General features: G+C 60.6%; 15 protein-coding genes. All 15 read left to right on the forward strand.

The window, feature by feature from the left end; translation table 11 throughout:
* The first annotated feature begins 2 nt into the window (after window positions 1-2).
* The 15 genes from nuoF (at window position 3) to I2G20_RS03335 (ending at window position 17,596) form a co-directional block, all read left to right on the forward strand.
* Entirely contained in the window at window positions 3-1,310 is a 1,308-nt protein-coding gene (gene nuoF / locus I2G20_RS03265) for an NADH-quinone oxidoreductase subunit NuoF (RefSeq protein WP_196258264.1), read from the forward strand.
* 6 nt (window positions 1,311-1,316) lie between these two features.
* Window positions 1,317-3,410, forward strand: a complete 2,094-nt coding sequence (gene nuoG, locus I2G20_RS03270) for an NADH-quinone oxidoreductase subunit NuoG (RefSeq protein WP_196258265.1) — start codon at window positions 1,317-1,319, stop codon at window positions 3,408-3,410.
* A 72-nt stretch (window positions 3,411-3,482) separates the two neighbouring features.
* Complete coding sequence (nuoH, locus tag I2G20_RS03275) at window positions 3,483-4,517, forward strand: NADH-quinone oxidoreductase subunit NuoH (protein WP_196258787.1); 1,035 nt, start codon at window positions 3,483-3,485, stop codon at window positions 4,515-4,517.
* 12 nt (window positions 4,518-4,529) lie between these two features.
* Window positions 4,530-5,018, forward strand: coding sequence for an NADH-quinone oxidoreductase subunit NuoI (gene nuoI, locus I2G20_RS03280; protein WP_196258266.1), 489 nt, complete (start codon window positions 4,530-4,532; stop codon window positions 5,016-5,018).
* A gap of 69 nt (window positions 5,019-5,087) precedes the next feature.
* Window positions 5,088-5,633, forward strand: a complete 546-nt coding sequence (locus tag I2G20_RS03285; RefSeq protein WP_246472864.1) for an NADH-quinone oxidoreductase subunit J — start codon at window positions 5,088-5,090, stop codon at window positions 5,631-5,633.
* A gap of 11 nt (window positions 5,634-5,644) precedes the next feature.
* Window positions 5,645-5,959, forward strand: a complete 315-nt coding sequence (gene nuoK, locus I2G20_RS03290; RefSeq protein ID WP_196258268.1) for an NADH-quinone oxidoreductase subunit NuoK — start codon at window positions 5,645-5,647, stop codon at window positions 5,957-5,959.
* A gap of 5 nt (window positions 5,960-5,964) precedes the next feature.
* Complete coding sequence (nuoL, locus tag I2G20_RS03295) at window positions 5,965-8,007, forward strand: NADH-quinone oxidoreductase subunit L (RefSeq protein WP_196258269.1); 2,043 nt, start codon at window positions 5,965-5,967, stop codon at window positions 8,005-8,007.
* Complete coding sequence (locus tag I2G20_RS03300) at window positions 8,004-9,560, forward strand: NADH-quinone oxidoreductase subunit M (protein WP_196258270.1); 1,557 nt, start codon at window positions 8,004-8,006, stop codon at window positions 9,558-9,560. Before nuoL ends, I2G20_RS03300 begins: the two co-directional genes overlap by 4 nt.
* A 9-nt stretch (window positions 9,561-9,569) precedes the next feature.
* Complete coding sequence (nuoN, locus tag I2G20_RS03305; RefSeq protein WP_196258271.1) at window positions 9,570-11,012, forward strand: NADH-quinone oxidoreductase subunit NuoN; 1,443 nt, start codon at window positions 9,570-9,572, stop codon at window positions 11,010-11,012.
* Between the two features lies 1 nt (window position 11,013).
* Complete coding sequence (locus tag I2G20_RS03310; RefSeq protein ID WP_343070299.1) at window positions 11,014-11,850, forward strand: biotin--[acetyl-CoA-carboxylase] ligase; 837 nt, start codon at window positions 11,014-11,016, stop codon at window positions 11,848-11,850.
* A gap of 68 nt (window positions 11,851-11,918) precedes the next feature.
* Window positions 11,919-13,601 carry a ribonuclease J gene (locus I2G20_RS03315; RefSeq protein WP_196258273.1) on the forward strand — a complete coding sequence of 561 codons (1,683 nt, stop codon included), beginning with the start codon at window positions 11,919-11,921 and terminating at the stop codon, window positions 13,599-13,601.
* Window positions 13,601-13,849, forward strand: coding sequence for a DUF1467 family protein (locus I2G20_RS03320; protein ID WP_196258274.1), 249 nt, complete (start codon window positions 13,601-13,603; stop codon window positions 13,847-13,849). The genes I2G20_RS03315 and I2G20_RS03320 overlap by 1 nt, the downstream gene beginning before the upstream one ends.
* A 354-nt stretch (window positions 13,850-14,203) precedes the next feature.
* Window positions 14,204-15,553, forward strand: a complete 1,350-nt coding sequence (proS, locus tag I2G20_RS03325) for a proline--tRNA ligase (protein ID WP_196258275.1) — start codon at window positions 14,204-14,206, stop codon at window positions 15,551-15,553.
* A complete protein-coding gene (locus I2G20_RS03330; protein ID WP_196258276.1) occupies window positions 15,550-16,917 on the forward strand; it encodes an ABC transporter permease in 1,368 nt (455 codons plus the stop codon). The genes proS and I2G20_RS03330 overlap by 4 nt, the downstream gene beginning before the upstream one ends.
* Window positions 16,910-17,596: an ABC transporter ATP-binding protein gene (locus tag I2G20_RS03335; protein WP_196258277.1), complete on the forward strand. Its 687-nt coding sequence runs from the start codon at window positions 16,910-16,912 to the stop codon at window positions 17,594-17,596. The genes I2G20_RS03330 and I2G20_RS03335 overlap by 8 nt, the downstream gene beginning before the upstream one ends.
* Window positions 17,597-17,852: the final 256 nt, after the last annotated feature.

Below are 17,852 nucleotides of genomic sequence, written 5' to 3' on the forward strand. Positions count from 1 at the left end.
CGATGCTGACGGACAAGGATCGCATTTTCACCAATCTCTACGGTCAGGGCGACTGGGGCCTCGAGGGCGCGAGGCGTCGGGGCTCGTGGAACGGAACCAAGGAACTGCTCGACCAGGGCCGTGAATGGCTGACCAATGAGGTCAAGGCCTCGGGCCTGCGCGGCCGTGGCGGTGCGGGGTTTTCGACCGGCCTCAAATGGTCTTTCATGCCCAAAGTCAATGACGGGCGCCCGCACTATCTCGTCGTCAACGCCGACGAATCCGAGCCGGGCACTTGCAAGGACCGCGAAATCCTGCGCCACGACCCGCACCATCTGATCGAGGGGTGTCTCATTGCCGGCCGTGCGATGGATGCCCATGTGGCATATATCTATGTACGCGGTGAGTTCATGCGCGAGCGGCATCGGCTCGAAGCGGCCGTGCAGCAGGCCTATGACGCCAGGCTGATCGGCAAGAACAACATCCACGGCTGGGACTTCGATATCGTCGTCCACCACGGGGCAGGGGCCTATATCTGCGGCGAGGAGACGGCGTTGCTGGAATCCCTCGAAGGGAAGAAGGGCCAGCCGCGTCTGAAGCCGCCATTTCCGGCCGGCATGGGCCTTTACGGCTGCCCGACCACGGTCAACAATGTTGAATCCATTGCCGTCGTGCCTGAAATCCTTCGGCGCGGCGCGTCTTGGTTCGCCGGGCTTGGCCGAGAAAACAACACCGGCACCAAACTTTTCTGCGTCTCCGGGCACGTCAACAACCCCGCGACTTTTGAAGAAGAAATGGGCACCCCTTTCGATGTCCTGATCGAAAAGCACTGCGGGGGCATCCGTGGCGGCTGGGACAACCTACTCGCCGTGATCCCTGGCGGGTCCTCGGTGCCTTGCGTGACGGGGCAGAATATCAAGTCGGCGCACATGGACTTCGACGGCCTGCGCGAGGTCGGCTCCTCGCTCGGCACAGCGGCCGTGATCGTCATGGACAAATCCACCGACATCATCCGCGCGATCTGGCGCCTTTCGGCCTTCTACAAGCACGAGAGCTGTGGCCAGTGCACGCCGTGCCGCGAAGGCACCGGTTGGATGATGCGTGTTATGGAACGCATGGTGCGCGGCGAAGCCCAGAAACGTGAAATCGATATGCTCTTTGCCGTCACCAAGCAGGTCGAAGGCCATACCATCTGTGCGCTCGGCGACGCGGCGGCCTGGCCCATCCAGGGCTTGATCAAGAACTTCCGTCACGTGATCGAAGAGCGGATCGACGCATACACCTACAAGTCCACCTCGGATGGCGCCGTGCCGTCCGTCGCGGCGGAGTAAGAACGAATGGCGCAAATCAAGGTCGATGGCGAACTGATTGAGGTTCCCGATCACTTCACGCTGATGCAGGCCGCGGAAGCCGCCGGCGCGGAAATCCCGCGCTTCTGCTATCATGAGCGCCTGTCGGTGGCGGGCAACTGCCGCATGTGTCTGGTGGAAGTGAAGGGCGGGCCTCCTAAGCCGCAGGCAAGCTGCGCCATGAGCGTGCGCGACCTGCGCCCCGGCCCCAACGGAGAGCCGCCGGAAATGTTCACCAACACGCCGATGGTCAAGAAGGCCCGCGAAGGCGTGATGGAATTCCTGCTTATCAACCACCCGCTCGATTGCCCCATCTGCGACCAGGGCGGCGAGTGCGATCTGCAGGACCAGGCGATGGCCTATGGCGTGGATTCCTCACGGTTCCACGAGAACAAGCGCGCCGTCGAGGACAAATATATCGGCCCGCTGGTCAAGACGATCATGACCCGCTGCATCCTCTGCACCCGCTGCGTCCGCTTTACGACCGAAGTGGCTGGCGTGTCAGAAATGGGACTGCTCGGTCGTGGCGAAGACGCCGAGATTACTTCATATCTCGAGCGCGCGCTGACCAGCGAGCTGCAGGGCAACGTCATCGATCTCTGCCCTGTTGGCGCATTGACCTCCAAACCTTACGCCTTCCAGGCGCGCCCCTGGGAGCTCAACAAGACCCAGTCCATCGACGTGATGGACGCCGTCGGCTCAAACATCCGTGTCGATAGCCGCGGCAAGGAAGTGCTACGCATCCTTCCGCGCCTCCACGAAGAGGTGAATGAGGAATGGATTTCCGACAAGACCCGGTTCGTCTGGGACGGGCTGCGCACCCAGCGGCTTGACCGCCCATACGTCAGGAAGGGCAAGAAGCTGCAAGCCGCGAGTTGGAACGAGGCTTTCGCCGCCGTCGCCGATGCGGTCAAGAAGGCCGATGGCAAGCGCATCGGTGCCATCGCGGGAGGTCTCGCCGGTGTCGAGGAGATGTATGCCCTGAAGCTTCTTCTGGCTTCACTCGGCTCGCCCAACATCGATGCGCGCCCGGCAGGGTCGGCGCTCGATCCCAAGGCAGGCCGCGCGTCTTACATTTTCAATCCCACCATTGCGGGTATCGAACAGGCCGACGCCATTCTGTTGATCGGTACCAATCCGCGCCGCGAGGCAGCGGTGCTCAATGCCCGTATCCGCAAGGCATGGCGCAATGGCGACGTACAAATCGGTGTCGTCGGAGAAGCCGTCGACCTCACCTACGACTATGCCCATCTGGGTACCGGCATCGACTCCCTCGTTGATCTTGCAGCCGGCAAGGGCAACTTCGCCAAGGTGTTGAAGAAGGCCGCGCGTCCCATTGTTATCGTTGGGGAAGGGGCCCTCACCGGAGCCTCCGGCAAGGACGTTCTCGCCCTCGGTTCAGCCGTCGCCAAGGCCAATGGCGCGCTCAACGCCGATTGGAACGGTTTTGCCGTGCTGCATAACGCGGCCTCCCGCGTCGGCGCGCTCGATATCGGTTTTGTCCCCGGCCGGGGCGGCCTCGATACCGCCGGCATGATAAAGGCAGCGGGCGCAGGCAAGCTCGATGTCCTGTTCCTTTTGGGCGCCGACGAAATCGATATGTCCGCCCTCGGCGATACGACGGTCATCTATATCGGAACGCACGGGGATGCCGGCGCGCACCGGGCCGACATTATCCTGCCGGCGGCTGCCTATACCGAAAAATCCGCGACCTACGTAAACACTGAAGGTCGGGTCCAGATGGCCAACCGCGCGATCTTTGCGCCGGGCGAGGCCCGCGAGGACTGGGCAATCCTGCGCGCGCTCTCGGGCGTTCTTGGCCACACTCTGCCATTCGACTCCCTGCAATCCCTGCGGGCCAAACTTTATGCGGACCACCCGCATATGGCCCATATCGACGGCATCGCGGCAGGCAAGGCGGCTGACGTTGCAGCACTCGCAGGGACTGCAGCACCGCAAAAGACCTATACGCTGGTCTCGCCGGTCAGCGATTTCTACCTCACGAACCCCATCGCGCGGGCGTCTGCCGTCATGGCCGAATGCTCGCAGTTGATGGCGGGCCTCAAGCAGGCAGCGGAGTAAGGCAGCGATATGGACTGGATTTTGTTCGCGCTCGACTATCTGTTTGGTGCCCCCATCCTCGGGCTGGGCACGATGGTTGGCTTTGTCTGGAAAGCGCTGCTGCTGCTAGTGACGTTGCTGATCTTCACGGCTTACGTGTTGCTGGCCGACCGCAAGATCTGGGCCGCAGTCCAGATCCGCCGCGGCCCCAATGTCGTCGGCGCGTTTGGCCTGCTCCAGAGCTTTGCGGACCTTTTGAAGTTTGTTTTCAAGGAGCCGCTGATACCGGCCGGCGCCGACAAGGCCGTCTTCCTGCTTGCCCCGCTGGTCACTGTGCTCCTTGCACTTTCAGCCTGGGCCGTGGTGCCGGTCGCCGAAGGCTGGGTGCTGGCCGATATCAATGTCGGTATCCTCTATATCTTCGCGATTTCCTCGCTCGGTGTTTACGGCATCATCATGGGTGGCTGGGCGTCCAACTCGAAATACCCGTTCCTCGGCGCACTCCGCTCCGCCGCGCAGATGGTGAGCTATGAAGTCTCGATCGGCTTCGTCATCATCACGGTTTTGCTGTGCGTCGGTTCGCTCAACCTCACGCAGATTGTGCTCGCCCAGCGTGACATGGGCCTTGCCCACGCGCTCGGTGTGCCGTGGCTGACGTTCCTTAACTGGTTCTGGCTGCCGCTGTTTCCGATGTTCATCGTCTTTTTCATCTCGGCGCTGGCCGAGACCAACCGGCCACCCTTCGACCTGCCGGAAGCGGAATCCGAGCTCGTTGCCGGCTTCATGGTCGAATACGGCTCGACTCCCTACATGATGTTCATGCTGGGCGAGTACGTCGCCATCATCCTGATGTGCGCACTGACCACGATCCTGTTCCTCGGTGGTTGGACCTCGCCCATCGATTTGCCGCCCTTTACCTGGATTCCCGGTGTCGTGTGGTTCGTTCTGAAACTCTCGGCGGTCTTTTTCATGTTTGCCATGGTCAAGGCCTTCGTTCCCCGTTACCGCTACGACCAGTTGATGCGCCTGGGCTGGAAGGTCTTCCTGCCGCTTTCGCTGTTCATGGTCGTCGCCGTCGCCGCCATTCTCCAGCTTACGGGCTGGGGCTGGCATGGCGGCGTGGCATAAGGAGAGAATGCGATGAGTGCTCTACGCTTTCTCGACGCGCTTTTGCTGAGGGAGTTTGTATCGACCTTCTTTTTGTCGATGCGCTACTTCTTCGCGCCCAAGCCCACTATTAACTACCCCTTTGAAAAAGGTCCGATCTCTCCGCGCTTCCGCGGCGAGCATGCCCTGCGCCGTTATCCCAACGGCGAAGAGCGCTGCATTGCCTGCAAGCTCTGTGAGGCCATCTGCCCAGCGCAGGCGATTACCATCGAGGCAGGCCCGCGCCAGAACGACGGCACCCGCCGCACGGTGCGCTATGACATCGACATGGTCAAATGTATCTATTGCGGCTTCTGCCAGGAAGCCTGCCCGGTGGATGCGATCGTCGAAGGCCCCAATTTCGAATTCGCGACCGAGACTCGTGAGGAGCTCTACTTCTCAAAGGAACGCCTGCTCGCCAATGGCGACAGGTGGGAGCGCGAACTGGCCCAGAACATCGCGCTCGACGCGCCGTACCGCTAGGAGCCGGATGTGACGCTGCCGCTTTTCTTCTTTTATCTCTTCTCGGCCATCGTGGTCGCGTCGGCGATCATGGTGATTTCGTCCCGCAACCCGGTTCATTCGGTGTTGTTCCTTATCCTCGCCTTCGTCAACGCGGCGGGCATCTTCATGCTTGCAGGCGCCGAGTTCCTGGCGCTCATCCTGATCGTCGTTTATGTCGGCGCGGTCGCCGTGCTGTTCCTGTTCGTCGTCATGATGCTTGACGTGGACTTCGGCGAACTGCGCAAGGGCATCCTGCAATACGCCCCGGTGGGCATTGTAGTCGGGATCATCCTGCTGCTCGAACTCCTGCTTGTGGCGGGCTCGGCATTTCTCGTGCCGGAGGCAGCAGGGACGGGTGTTCTGCCCATTGACAGGGGCGTGGAAAACACGCGTGCGCTGGGGCAGGTGCTTTATACGAATTACATTTATCTCTTCCAGGCCTGCGGACTCGTGCTGCTCGTGGCGATGATCGGGGCAATCGTCCTGACCCTGCGCCACAAGCCGAACGTCAAGCGCCAGGATATCGCAAAACAGGTGGCGCGGACTAAGGCGGGCATTGAGGTCGTCAAGGTCGAGAGCGGAAAAGGGCTGTAAAGGGGGCTATGATGACACCAGTTATCGGGCTCGGTCATTTCCTGACCGTAGCGGCCATTCTGTTCACCATCGGGGTGTTCGGTATCTTCCTCAACCGGAAGAATATCATCGTCATCCTGATGTCGGTCGAGCTGATCCTGCTCGCGGTGAACATCAATTTCGTGGCCTTTTCCAACCATCTCGGCGATCTCGTCGGGCAGGTCTTCGCGCTGCTGATCCTGACGGTCGCTGCAGCTGAGGCGGCCATCGGTCTCGCGATTCTGGTGATCTTCTTCCGCAACCGTGGCTCCATCGCGGTTGACGACGTCAATATGATGAAGGGCTAGCGGGAATGATCCAGGCTATCGTCTTCCTGCCGCTGATTGGTTCGCTCATCGCCGGCTTTTTCGGGAGCATTATCGGGCACCGCCCGGCAGAAATCGTCACGACCGCATTGCTGATCGTCTCGGCGGTACTCTCCTGGGTTGTGTTCCTGCCGTTTTTTCTTGGCGACGGTCACGCCTATTCGGTCGAAGTCATGCGCTGGATCGAGGTCGGCGATCTTGATCTGCGCTGGGTGCTGCGCGTCGATACGCTGACCGCCGTCATGCTGGTCGTGGTCAACACCGTCTCCTCGCTCGTGCACCTTTATTCGATCGGCTACATGAACGAAGACCCGCACCGTGCCCGGTTCTTCGCCTATCTGTCGCTCTTTACCTTCGCAATGCTGATGCTGGTGACGGCCGACAACTTCCTCCAGATGTTTTTCGGCTGGGAAGGCGTGGGCCTCGCCTCCTACCTGCTCATCGGGTTCTGGTACAAGAAAGAGTCTGCGCGCGCTGCCGCGATGAAGGCCTTCGTGGTCAACCGCGTAGGCGATTTCGGCTTTGCTCTCGGTATCTTTGCGACCTTTTTCATGCTCGGCACGCTCGGTTTCGATGAGACCTTCGCCGCGTTGCCGAACCTGGAGGGGGCGACCATCTGGTTCTTCGGGGCGCATTTCGACGCGATCACGGTGATCTGCCTGTTGCTGTTCATGGGCGCGATGGGCAAGTCTGCCCAGTTCCTGCTCCACACATGGTTGCCGGACGCGATGGAAGGCCCGACGCCGGTGTCGGCGCTGATCCACGCCGCCACTATGGTGACCGCCGGCGTCTTCATGGTCGCGCGCCTCTCCCCGATGTATGAGATGAGCGAAACGGCAACCCTGGTCGTCATCTATATCGGCGCGATCACTGCGTTCTTTGCTGCCACGGTTGGTCTCGTCCAGAACGACATCAAGCGCGTCATCGCCTATTCGACCTGCTCGCAGCTTGGCTATATGTTCGTCGCGCTTGGCGTAGGGGCCTATTCGGCGGGCATTTTCCATCTTTTCACCCACGCCTTCTTCAAGGCGCTGCTGTTCCTTGGCGCCGGTTCGGTGATCCATGCCATGCACCATGAACAGGACATGCGGAACATGGGCGGCCTGCGGACCAAGATCCCCGTTACCTACTGGATGATGATGATCGGCACGCTGGCGCTCACCGGCGTCGGCATTCCCGGCACCATGTTCGGCTTTGCCGGGTTTTTCTCGAAAGATTCCATCATCGAATCCGCTTACGCCTTCGGGGGCAGCGTCGGTACGCTCGCCTTCTGGCTGCTGGTCCTCGCGGCACTTATGACGAGCTTCTACTCCTGGCGGCTGGTCCATCTGACCTTCCACGGCTCACCACGCGATCCGGCCCATGACGAAACGGCGCATCCCGACCCGGCTCATGCGGCTCTCGAGAGCCACGACGAACCGCTTGACGGCCACCATCATCACGGCAGTGCTCACGACAATGCGCATGAGAGCCCTCAGGTCATGCTGATCCCGCTCTACCTGCTGGCCATCGGCGCGGTCCTGTCGGGCGTGGTCTTCTACGATGCCTTCTTCGGCCATGCCGAACATGTCGAGCACTTCTTCCATGGCTCGCTGGTTGTCGACGCAGCGATCATCGACGCAGCCCACTACGTCCCCACCTGGGTCAAGTGGTCCGCAACCGTCGCAATGCTGATCGGCTTCGTTCTGGCCTGGTATATGTATATCCGCAACCCCGAGGCACCCAAGCGCCTCGCAGCGGAGCACCGCGGGCTCTACCAGTTCCTGTTGAACAAGTGGTACTTCGACGAGCTCTACGATCGCATCTTCGTGCGGCCGGCCCGGTGGCTGGGCACCGCGCTCTGGAAGGGCTTTGACGACTGGCTCGTGGATCAGACCGTCGTCGAGGGACTCGGCCGTCGGGTGAAGGATGTCACCGCGCAGGTCGTCCGGCTCCAGTCCGGCTATCTCTATCACTATGCTTTTGCCATGATTATCGGCGTGGCCGCGCTCATTACATGGGCTATCGCCGCCGGGGGACTTCTGGGATGAACCTCGACAACACCATCCTGACCATCGTCACTTTTCTGCCGCTGGTCGGGGCGCTCCTCATTCTGCTGACTCCCGGTCGCGACGCGTCCGCGATCCGCAACGTCAAGTGGATCGCGCTCATAACCACGCTCGTGACGTTCGGCTTCTCGTTGCTGATGTGGTCGATGTTCGATCCATCGACACCAGCTTTTCAGTTCGTCGTGAACTATGCCTGGCTGGGCGACGTCATTGGCTACCGCATGGGCGTCGACGGCATCTCGATACTGTTCGTCGTTCTGACCGGCCTTCTGATGCCCATGTGCATTCTTGCGAGCTGGGAGTCGATCGATCACCGTCAGCGCGAGTACATGGTGCTGTTCCTCGTGCTCGAAACGCTGATGATCGGCGTATTTACGACGCTCGATCTGGCCATGTTCTACGTCTTCTTCGAGGGCAGTCTGATCCCGATGTTCCTCATCATCGGGATTTGGGGCGGCAAGCGCCGTATCCAGGCAAGTTACAAGTTCTTCTTCTATACCTTCGTCGGCTCGGTGCTGATGCTCATCGCGATCATGGCGATGTTCTGGTACGCTGGTACGCTCGATATCGCACGCCTCCTGCGCGTCGAATTCCCCGAGGAAATGCAGTTCTGGCTATGGCTGGCCTTCTTTGCCTCGCTCGCGGTCAAGATGCCCATGTGGCCGTTCCACCGCTGGCTACCAGAAGCGCACGTGGAAGCGCCGACAGCCGGTTCGGTTATCCTGGCTGCAATCCTCCTGAAGCTGGGCGGCTATGGCTTCCTGCGCTTTTCGCTGCCGATGTTTCCGGATGCCTCGGCCTATTTTGCCAATTTCGTCTTCTTCCTTTCGGTCGCCGCGATCATCATCACCTCGCTGGTGGCTTTGGTGCAGACCGATATCAAGAAGCTGATCGCCTACTCCTCTGTCGCTCATATGGGTTTCGTGACGATGGGGATATTCGCGGGCAACGTCTATGGCCTGCAGGGCGCAATCTTCCAGATGATCTCGCACGGCATCGTGTCGGGAGCGCTCTTCCTTTCGGTGGGTGTCATCTACGACCGGATGCACACACGAGACATCGAGGCCTATGGCGGCCTTGTAGAGCGGATGCCCAAATACGCCTTCGCGTTCATGGTCTTCACCATGGCCAATGTCGGCCTGCCGGGGACTTCGGGCTTCGTCGGCGAGTTCCTGACGCTACTGGCTATCTTCCAGGTCAATACCTGGTTCGCAATCTTTGCGACGACCGGCGTAATCCTTTCCGCGTGCTACGCGCTCTGGCTCTACCGCAAGGTCATTTTCGGAGCACTGGAAAAGGAGAGTCTCAAGGGCATACTTGATCTTAACACCCGCGAGATGCTGACCATCGTGCCGTTGATCATCCTGACTATTCTTTTCGGCTTCTACCCGGCGCCTATTCTCGATGCGACTTATGCATCGGCCGCCGCGCTTGCCGATCACTATTTGACGACCAGCGGGCTTGCGGATGCCGCCGCGCAGGCCGGGACTATGGTTCCGGTCGAGCACGCCGCGCCGGCTGCTACGGGCCACTAGGAGATGACGATGACGTCCGAATTTGCCGGTTTCGCCTCTCTGGCCCCCGCCTATCCCGAGATGCTGCTTGCCGTCGGCGCCTTGGCGCTGCTGATGATCGGTGTTTTCGTCCGCTTCGAGGCTTCGCGCCTTGTTACCATTCTGGCCGTCGGCCTTTTGGCCGTAGCCGGAGCGATGATCCTTATTTCGAGCGAAGGCACGATTTTCTCGGGTGGCTTCATCAATGACGGCTTCGCCCGTTTCATGAAGACGCTTATCATCGCCGGTTCTGTCTTTGCGCTGATCCTCACCTTCTCAACTGCCGCCGACAAGGGGCTCAACAAGTTCGAGTACCCGGTTCTCGTCATTCTCGCCACGTTGGGCATGATGATGATGGTCTCGGCAAACGACCTCATGAGCCTTTACGTCGGTCTCGAGCTTCAGTCGCTCTCGCTCTATGTCGTCGCTGCCTTCAGACGCGACAGCGGCAAGGCGACCGAGGCGGGCCTCAAATACTTTGTGCTCGGCGCGTTGTCCTCTGGAATGCTGCTGTACGGCGCCTCGCTCGTCTATGGCTTCACCGGACACACCCAGCTTGACCGTATCGCCGAAGCCGTGGCGCTCGGGGAACGCAATGTCGGCGTGATCTTTGGCCTTGTGTTCCTGCTCGCGGGCATTGCCTTCAAGATCTCTGCCGTGCCGTTCCACATGTGGACCCCCGACGTTTACGAGGGCGCGCCGACGCCGGTTACCGCTTTCTTTGCCTCCGCTCCCAAGGTCGCCGCGATCGCGCTTCTGATCCGCGTCGTTTTTGATGCCTTTGAGCCGATCGCGCGCGATTGGCAGCAGGTGGTGATCTTCCTTTCCATCGCCTCGATGGTACTGGCCTCCTTTGCAGCCATTGGGCAAAACAACCTGAAGCGCCTATTGGCCTATTCCTCGATCGGCCACGTCGGCTTCGCCCTTGTCGGCCTCTCGGCGGGCAGCCTGACGGGTGTGGAGGGTGTCGCCATCTACATGGCCGTCTATCTCACCATGACAGTGGGAACTTTCGCCTGTGTTCTCGCCCTGAAGAACGAGAACGGCTACGTCCAGACCATCGAGGATCTGGCCGGGCTTTCTCGAAACAGGCCGTTCGTTGCCGGCATGCTGGCAATGTTCATGTTCTCGCTGGTTGGATTGCCGCCGCTCGCCGGGTTCTTCGCCAAGTGGTACGTATTCCTCGCTGCAGTTGAGGCGCAGCTCTTCGTGCTCGCCGTCATCGGCATGCTGGCAAGTGCCGTGAGTGCGTTCTATTACCTGCGCGTCATCAAGGTTATGTACTTCGATGAGCCGACCCAAGGCTATGCGGTGCCGGCAATTGAGCTGCGCGTCGTCATTGCGCTGACCGGCTTCCTCGTGCTTTCCTACTATTTCACGGTCGGCGCGCCCTTGGCGGAATATGCTCACAACGCGGCGGGTAGCCTGTTCTAGCGTGCCCGCGTTTCCTCTTTCTCCACTTGCGGTCGAAGCCGGCTACCGAGTCCTCGGCTTCGACAGTATCGGGTCTACCAACGCCGCAGCGTTGCTCGCGGCCAAGAGGGGGGAAAGCAGCGGTATCTGGTATGCCGCGCTGCAACAAACCGAGGGGCGCGGACGGCGGGGCAGGGCCTGGGAGAGTCCCCACGGCAACCTTGCCGCAAGCCTGATGATTGTACCCGACGCTGAGACGGCCAGCCTTGGCTCACTCGGCTTCGTCGCTGGCGTTGCGCTCAACAAGGCGCTCGGGCGCATCCTGCCTGCCGCCCGCCTACGTACCGGCCTGGATGGGGCAGACGCCGCCCCAGGACAATCGGCCAAGCGCCTTGCGCTCAAATGGCCAAATGACGTTCTCGCCGATGGGCACAAGCTTGCCGGCATTCTCCTCGAGGCACAAAAGCGCGACGATGGGCGCACGGCCACCGTCATTGGCTTTGGCGTGAACGTCGTGGCCGCACCCCAGGGTCTGCCATACCCGGCGACTTCGCTCCGCGATCTTGGCTCGCCCGCGAACGCCGAAACTGTGTTCGAGGCTCTGGCCGAAAGCTGGGTAGAGGCCTATACCCTTTGGGACAACGGAATCGGGTTGCCCGCCATTCTGGCCCTCTGGCGCGAAAATGCCGCCGGAATCGGAGCTGAAGTTGCGGTGCAGCGCAACAACGACGTCCTGCGCGGCGTTTTTGAAACGATTGATGATGCGGGCAGGCTGATTGTCCGCGACAATGAAGGGCACCGCACCGCTATCACCGCGGGCGACGTCCATTTCGGCACCACGGCGACACTGCGTCAGTAGTCTTCGCCGCACATGATTGAAAAAGATTGCTGGTTCGGCTCGCCCGAACCAGTCTATTGGGATTTGTTATGGCGAAAAAGAAAGTGACTGGCCACGAACTGGTCTTCGTGCCGCTGGGGGGCGTCGGTGAAATTGGCAGGAATATGGGGCTTTACGGTTTCGGCCCGGCCGATGAGCGGAAATGGCTGGTCGTCGATTGCGGGGTCAGCTTCGGTGGTCCTGAAACGCCGGGCATCGAACTCATAATGCCCGATCCGACCTTCCTCGAAGAGGAGGCCGAAAACGTTGTTGGACTTGTCCTCACACACGCCCATGAAGATCATTACGGCGCCGTGCTCGACCTTTGGCCCGGTTTCGACAAACCAGTCTTCGCTACCCCCTTCGCCGCCGCGATGCTGCGGGCGAAACGTATATCCAACGCCATCGATGAGGACGTCGATGTCGAGATATTCACGCCTGGCGTCCCCTTCCACCTCGGTCCGTTCCACATCGAAGCGATTGCCGTTTCCCACTCGATTCCCGAAAGCTGCGCGCTGCTGATCGATACACCGGCCGGCCGCGTGCTGCACACCGGCGACTGGAAGATCGATATCTCGCCCGTCGGTACACCGCAAACCGATATCGAGCGCCTGCGTGCCATAGGCAACGAGGGAAGGCCCCTTGCGCTCGTCTGCGATAGCACCAACGCAATGAAGGGCGGCGTTAGCCCCTCGGAAACCGAAGTTGCGATCCACCTCGAACGCCTTATCGCCACGGCGAAACACCGGGTTGCCGTAACGATATTTGCTTCCAACCTTGGCAGGATGATCTCTATTGCCCGCGCTGCCGCCAAGGCCGACCGGCAGGTGGTTGCGACGGGCAGGGCAGTCCATCGCGTGGCCGGAATTGCGCGCGAACTGGGATTGATGGAGGGCGTACCTGATTTTCTCGATCAGGACGCCTACGGCTATCTCCCGCGCGAAAAGGTCGTACTCATCTGCACCGGCAGCCAGGGCGAGGCCCGCGCCGCGATGGCGCGCATCGCAGCTGGTGAGCACCCGGTGATCGATCTTTCGCCGGGCGATATGGCCATCTTCTCTTCATGGGCGATCCCCGGCAACGAAAAGGCTGTCATCGACATCCAGAACCAGCTCATCGATCGCGGGGTCGAAGTTGTCACGGCACGCGAGGAGATGGTCCACGTCTCCGGTCATCCGCGCCGTAATGAGCTTGCCCAGCTTTACGAATGGACAAAGCCGAGCCTGCTCGTCCCGGTTCACGGGGAGCCGATGCACCTCGAGGCGCACGTTAAATTCGGTCGTGAGCACGGCATCAAGACCGCTTATTCCGTGCGCAACGGTGATATGGTCCGCCTCTTCCCCGAGCCCGCCCATTTCCCCGGAGAGGTCCCCACCGGCGTGCTTTATCTCGACGGCAATATCCTTTGCACGCCCGAGGAAAGCCGCGTCCGCGACCGTCGCCGGCTGGCTTTCGGCGGGTTGGTGGTTGTCAGTCTCGCCGTCAATGGTAAGGGACAGATCGTCTCAGGCCCGGTTATCGAACTCGACGGATTACCCGAAGTCGAGGATGATGATTACGCGCTTGCCGATGTTGTCCGCTCCGCCGCTCAGGGTACGATCAAAAGCTTCCCTGAAAAGCGCCGCGCCGATACCGGGCGTTTCGCCGAGGCAATCCGCCGCGCGGTGCGCTCGGAGGTCAACGCAGTCTGGGGGCGCAAGCCCATAGTCAAAGTCATTATACACAAGGTTTGATGCAGCCGTTCACCTACATCGCGATCTACTTCATCGTCTGGTGGATCTGCCTTTTCGTAACGCTTCCCTTCGGAGTCAAAGGGCAGCACGAGGACGGGCCAGTCACGGACGGAACCGAGCCGGGCGCGCCCATCAATCCGCTCATGTGGCAAAAGGTCGTGGCCACGACCTTCATTGCCGCTGTCGTCACGGCGCTCATCTTCTGGGGGCTTTCCAACCCCACTCTACAAGCCTATTGGAACCGATGATCGCGCCGCCCGCGATACCTCGCGCAAGACAAAAAAAAGCAGGGACAAAGCCCTGCAAATAAATGAGTTTCGCGACAATCCACTGGTCTTACGCGCACACATTGGGGCGGCCAGTTCTCCTCCCTTGACGTTGTCGGCGTCAGGCGGATTTGGCCCCGCCTTTCGTTTTATAGGGGCGGACCCTACCAAGGAGAATTTCCGCTGCCAAGCAAAATTTGCGGTCTTTTGTCACAACCGGAGAGAAAAATGCAGGCGCCACGCAAATACCGCCTTACCCTTGCCAGGAACGGGTGGTTTGCGCTTGATAGTGCGGCCCGAACAACCCGCTGAGTCGATCCCGGCACCGGAGTTTAAATGCGTCTATCGAGATACTTCCTGCCCGTCCTCAAAGAGACCCCGAAAGAAGCCGAGATCGTCTCCCACAGGCTGATGCTGCGTGCCGGCATGATCTCCCAACAGGCGGCAGGCATGTATGCCTGGCTGCCGTTCGGTTACAAGGTGCTGCGCAAGGTCCAGGACATCATCGAGCAGGAACAGAACCGTGCCGGCGCCATCGAATTGCTGATGCCCACGCTGCAATCGGCAGACCTCTGGCGCGAGAGCGGGCGGTATGAGGACTACGGCAAGGAAATGCTGCGCATGCAGGACCGCCACGAGCGCGACATGCTTTACGGGCCAACGAACGAAGAGATGATCACTTCGATCTTCAGGTCCTATGTGCAGTCATACAAGGACCTGCCGCTCAACCTCTATCATATCCAGTGGAAGTTTCGCGACGAGATCCGCCCCCGCTTCGGCACCATGCGCAGCCGCGAGTTCCTCATGAAGGACGCCTATTCCTTCGATCTTTCCAAGGCTGACGCCGTCAAGGCGTATAACCGCATGTTCGTCGCCTATCTGCGTACCTTCTACCGGATGGGTTTGACCGCAATTCCGATGCGTGCGGAGACCGGCCCCATCGGAGGTGACCTCAGCCACGAGTTCATCGTGCTCGCCGATACTGGCGAGAGTGGAGTCTTCTGTCACGCCGATATGCTCGACAAGCCCATCCCCAAGGTCGACACCGATTTCCTTGGCGATCTGTCGCCGATCGTCGCGGACTGGACCTCGCTCTACGCGGCGACCGAGGACATGCACGACGAGGCCGAGTTCGCGTCCAAGGTGCCCGAGGAAAAGCGTATAGCGGCGCGCGGGATCGAGGTAGGGCAGGTCTTCTATTTCGGGGAAAAATACTCCGCTCCTATGGGCGCGCAAGTGCAGGGGCCGGACGGCAAGCCCGTCACCGTACATATGGGCTCTTACGGCATCGGGTTGACCCGTGTCGTGCCGGCGATAATCGAAGCCAGCCACGATGATGACGGCATCATCTGGCCGGTCTCGGTCGCGCCTTTCGAAGTGGTGGTGATCAACGCGAAATCCGGCGATGCCCAATGCGATGCGGCAAGCGACAAACTCTACGATCAACTTCGCGCAGCCGGCATCGACGCCCTCTATGACGATCGCCAGACTGGGGCAGGCGGCAAGTTCGCAACTGCAGACCTGATCGGCATTCCCTACCAGATCATTGCCGGTCCGCGAGGCCTCGCGGCCGGTGAGGTCGAAATAAAGCACCGCAGGGGTGGCGAGCGCGAAACACTCTCCATCGACCAGGCCGCTGCGCGGCTCAAGTCGCTCGTCGAACCCGCGCGCAGGGATACGGTGTGACCGCGACCGCGCCGGCCCGGCTGGAGAAGGGTACAGGACCATTCACCCGCTTCGAGCGGCTGGTCGCGGGCAGATATCTGCGTGCGCGCCGAAAAGATACCTTCATCTCGGTCATTTCGGCTCTGACCATGGTGGGGATCGCCCTTGGCGTTGCGACGCTGATCGTGGTCATGAGTGTCATGAACGGCTTTCGCGACGAGCTCTTGAGCAAGATTCTTGGCCTCAACGGCCATTTTACGGCCTTTCCGATTGAAGAGACTTTCCACGATTACGAGGCAGTCAAGGATCGCATCGAGCAGGTGCCTGGCGTCTTGGGCGTCGTGGCGTTCGTCGAAGGGCAGGCGCTCGCCACAGGCCACTACAATTCAGCCGGTGTCGCCGTGCGCGGCATGTCATACGAGGACATCTCCAAGCTCCCGCTCCTCAACCGGAGCGCCGTTCTCGGCGGGTGGGAGGATTGGGATGATCTGGGCGGCGTCGCCATCGGCATCCGCATGGCCAACCAACTCGGACTGACGCTGGGCGATGCCATCACAATCGTCAGTCCGCGCGGCATCCAGACCCCTTTTGGCTCGACTCCGCAGATCCGCTCCTATCCGGTCAACGTCATCTTCGATGTCGGCATGGTCGAGTTCGACAGCTTCTTTGTCTTCATGCCCATCCGGTCCGCGCAGGATTATTTCCGGCTCTATTCCGACCGGCTGCGCGACGGCGTCGAACAGCCTGGCCTGATGGCGACCGACGAGGAAATCGATGCTGCCTATGAGCGCGTCTACAACGCTACCGCCATCGAGGTTTTCCTCGCAAATCCGGACGGGACGCGCGCCATCCAGACTGACCTCGAGATCGCAGCTGGCCGTCCGATGCTTTTCACCGACTGGCAGCGGCGCAATGAAACCTTCTTCTCGGCGCTGCAGGTCGAGCGTGTCGTGATGTTTGTCATCCTCTCGATGATCGTTCTGGTCGCCGCCTTCAACATCATCTCGAGCCTCGTGATGCTGGTCAAAGACAAGGCAGGGGATATCGCCATCCTGCGCACGATGGGGGCAACCCGAGCCTCGATCATGCGCATTTTCTGCATGACGGGCACGGCGATCGGCTTCATCGGAACGTTTGCCGGCTTTTTGCTGGGGCTCGTCCTTGCAATCAACGCTGAATCCATCCGCGCCTGGGTGTCCGATCTCCTGGGCATCGCCCTGTTCCCGCCGGAGGTTTTCCTGCTCTCAGCGCTCCCTTCGCGCGTCGATGCTGTGGAAGTAACGGTGGTTCTTGTGATGGCGCTTGGGCTTTCTTTCCTCGCTACCCTCTATCCCGCTTGGCGCGCCGCGCAATACGATCCCGTTGAGGCGTTGCGTTATGAGTGATTTCCTTCTCGAGCTCAAAGACGTGCGCCAGAGCTACGGCGATGGCGACGGAGCGGTGCATGTCCTCAAGGGCGCTGGTCTTGCCGTATCTCGCGGCGAACTCGTGGCGCTGGTCGCACCCTCCGGTGCAGGAAAATCTACCCTTCTACATATCTGCGGTTTGCTTGAACGCCCGAGGGGAGGAGAGGTGGCGATCCTCGGACAGTCCACTGCAAGGTTGTCGGACCGTCAGCGTACGCTGATGCGCCGCCATTCAATCGGCTATGTCTATCAGTTCCATCACCTGCTGCCCGAGTTTAGCGCAATCGAGAATGTGGTAATGCCCCAGCTCATCGCGGGCAAATCCGACCGCGCCGCAAAGGAGCGGAGCATGGAACTTCTCGAGGTCATGGGCATTGGTCACCGCGCCGAACACCGCCCGGCGGAGCTTTCGGGCGGCGAGCAGCAACGTGTCGCCATCGCCCGCGCCACGGCCAACAACCCGAGCTTGGTGCTCGCTGACGAGCCCACTGGCAATCTCGACCCCGCGACCTCCGAACGCGTCTTCGCCGCCCTTTCCCAACTGATCCGCGAACACGACGCTGGCTGCATCATTGCGACCCACAACCACGATCTCGCCCGCCGCGCCGACCGCATCGTGACGATTGCGGATGGCCACATTGAGCCGATGACGCTGTAGGGCGTAACGCTTGCACCGAAGGGATACTGGTCGCAGGCAATGAGCCAGCGCGGGGATTGCGCTGACAGCACCGAGCTCAGGCCTGCACTGCCGGCATTCCGTGCAAATGCCGGAATTCCAACCTTCTCCCATCATGCTTCCGTTCCCGTGCCGATACGCTCGGTCGCGGTGCGTTAATAATTTGTTTATTACTTTCCGTTGTGGCCAGCGCGCGATATGGACAGGAACAAACAATGAACATATAAGAACAAAGACG

It is taken from the genome of Pelagibacterium limicola, from assembly GCF_015694405.1.
Taxonomy (GTDB): domain Bacteria; phylum Pseudomonadota; class Alphaproteobacteria; order Rhizobiales; family Devosiaceae; genus Pelagibacterium; species Pelagibacterium limicola.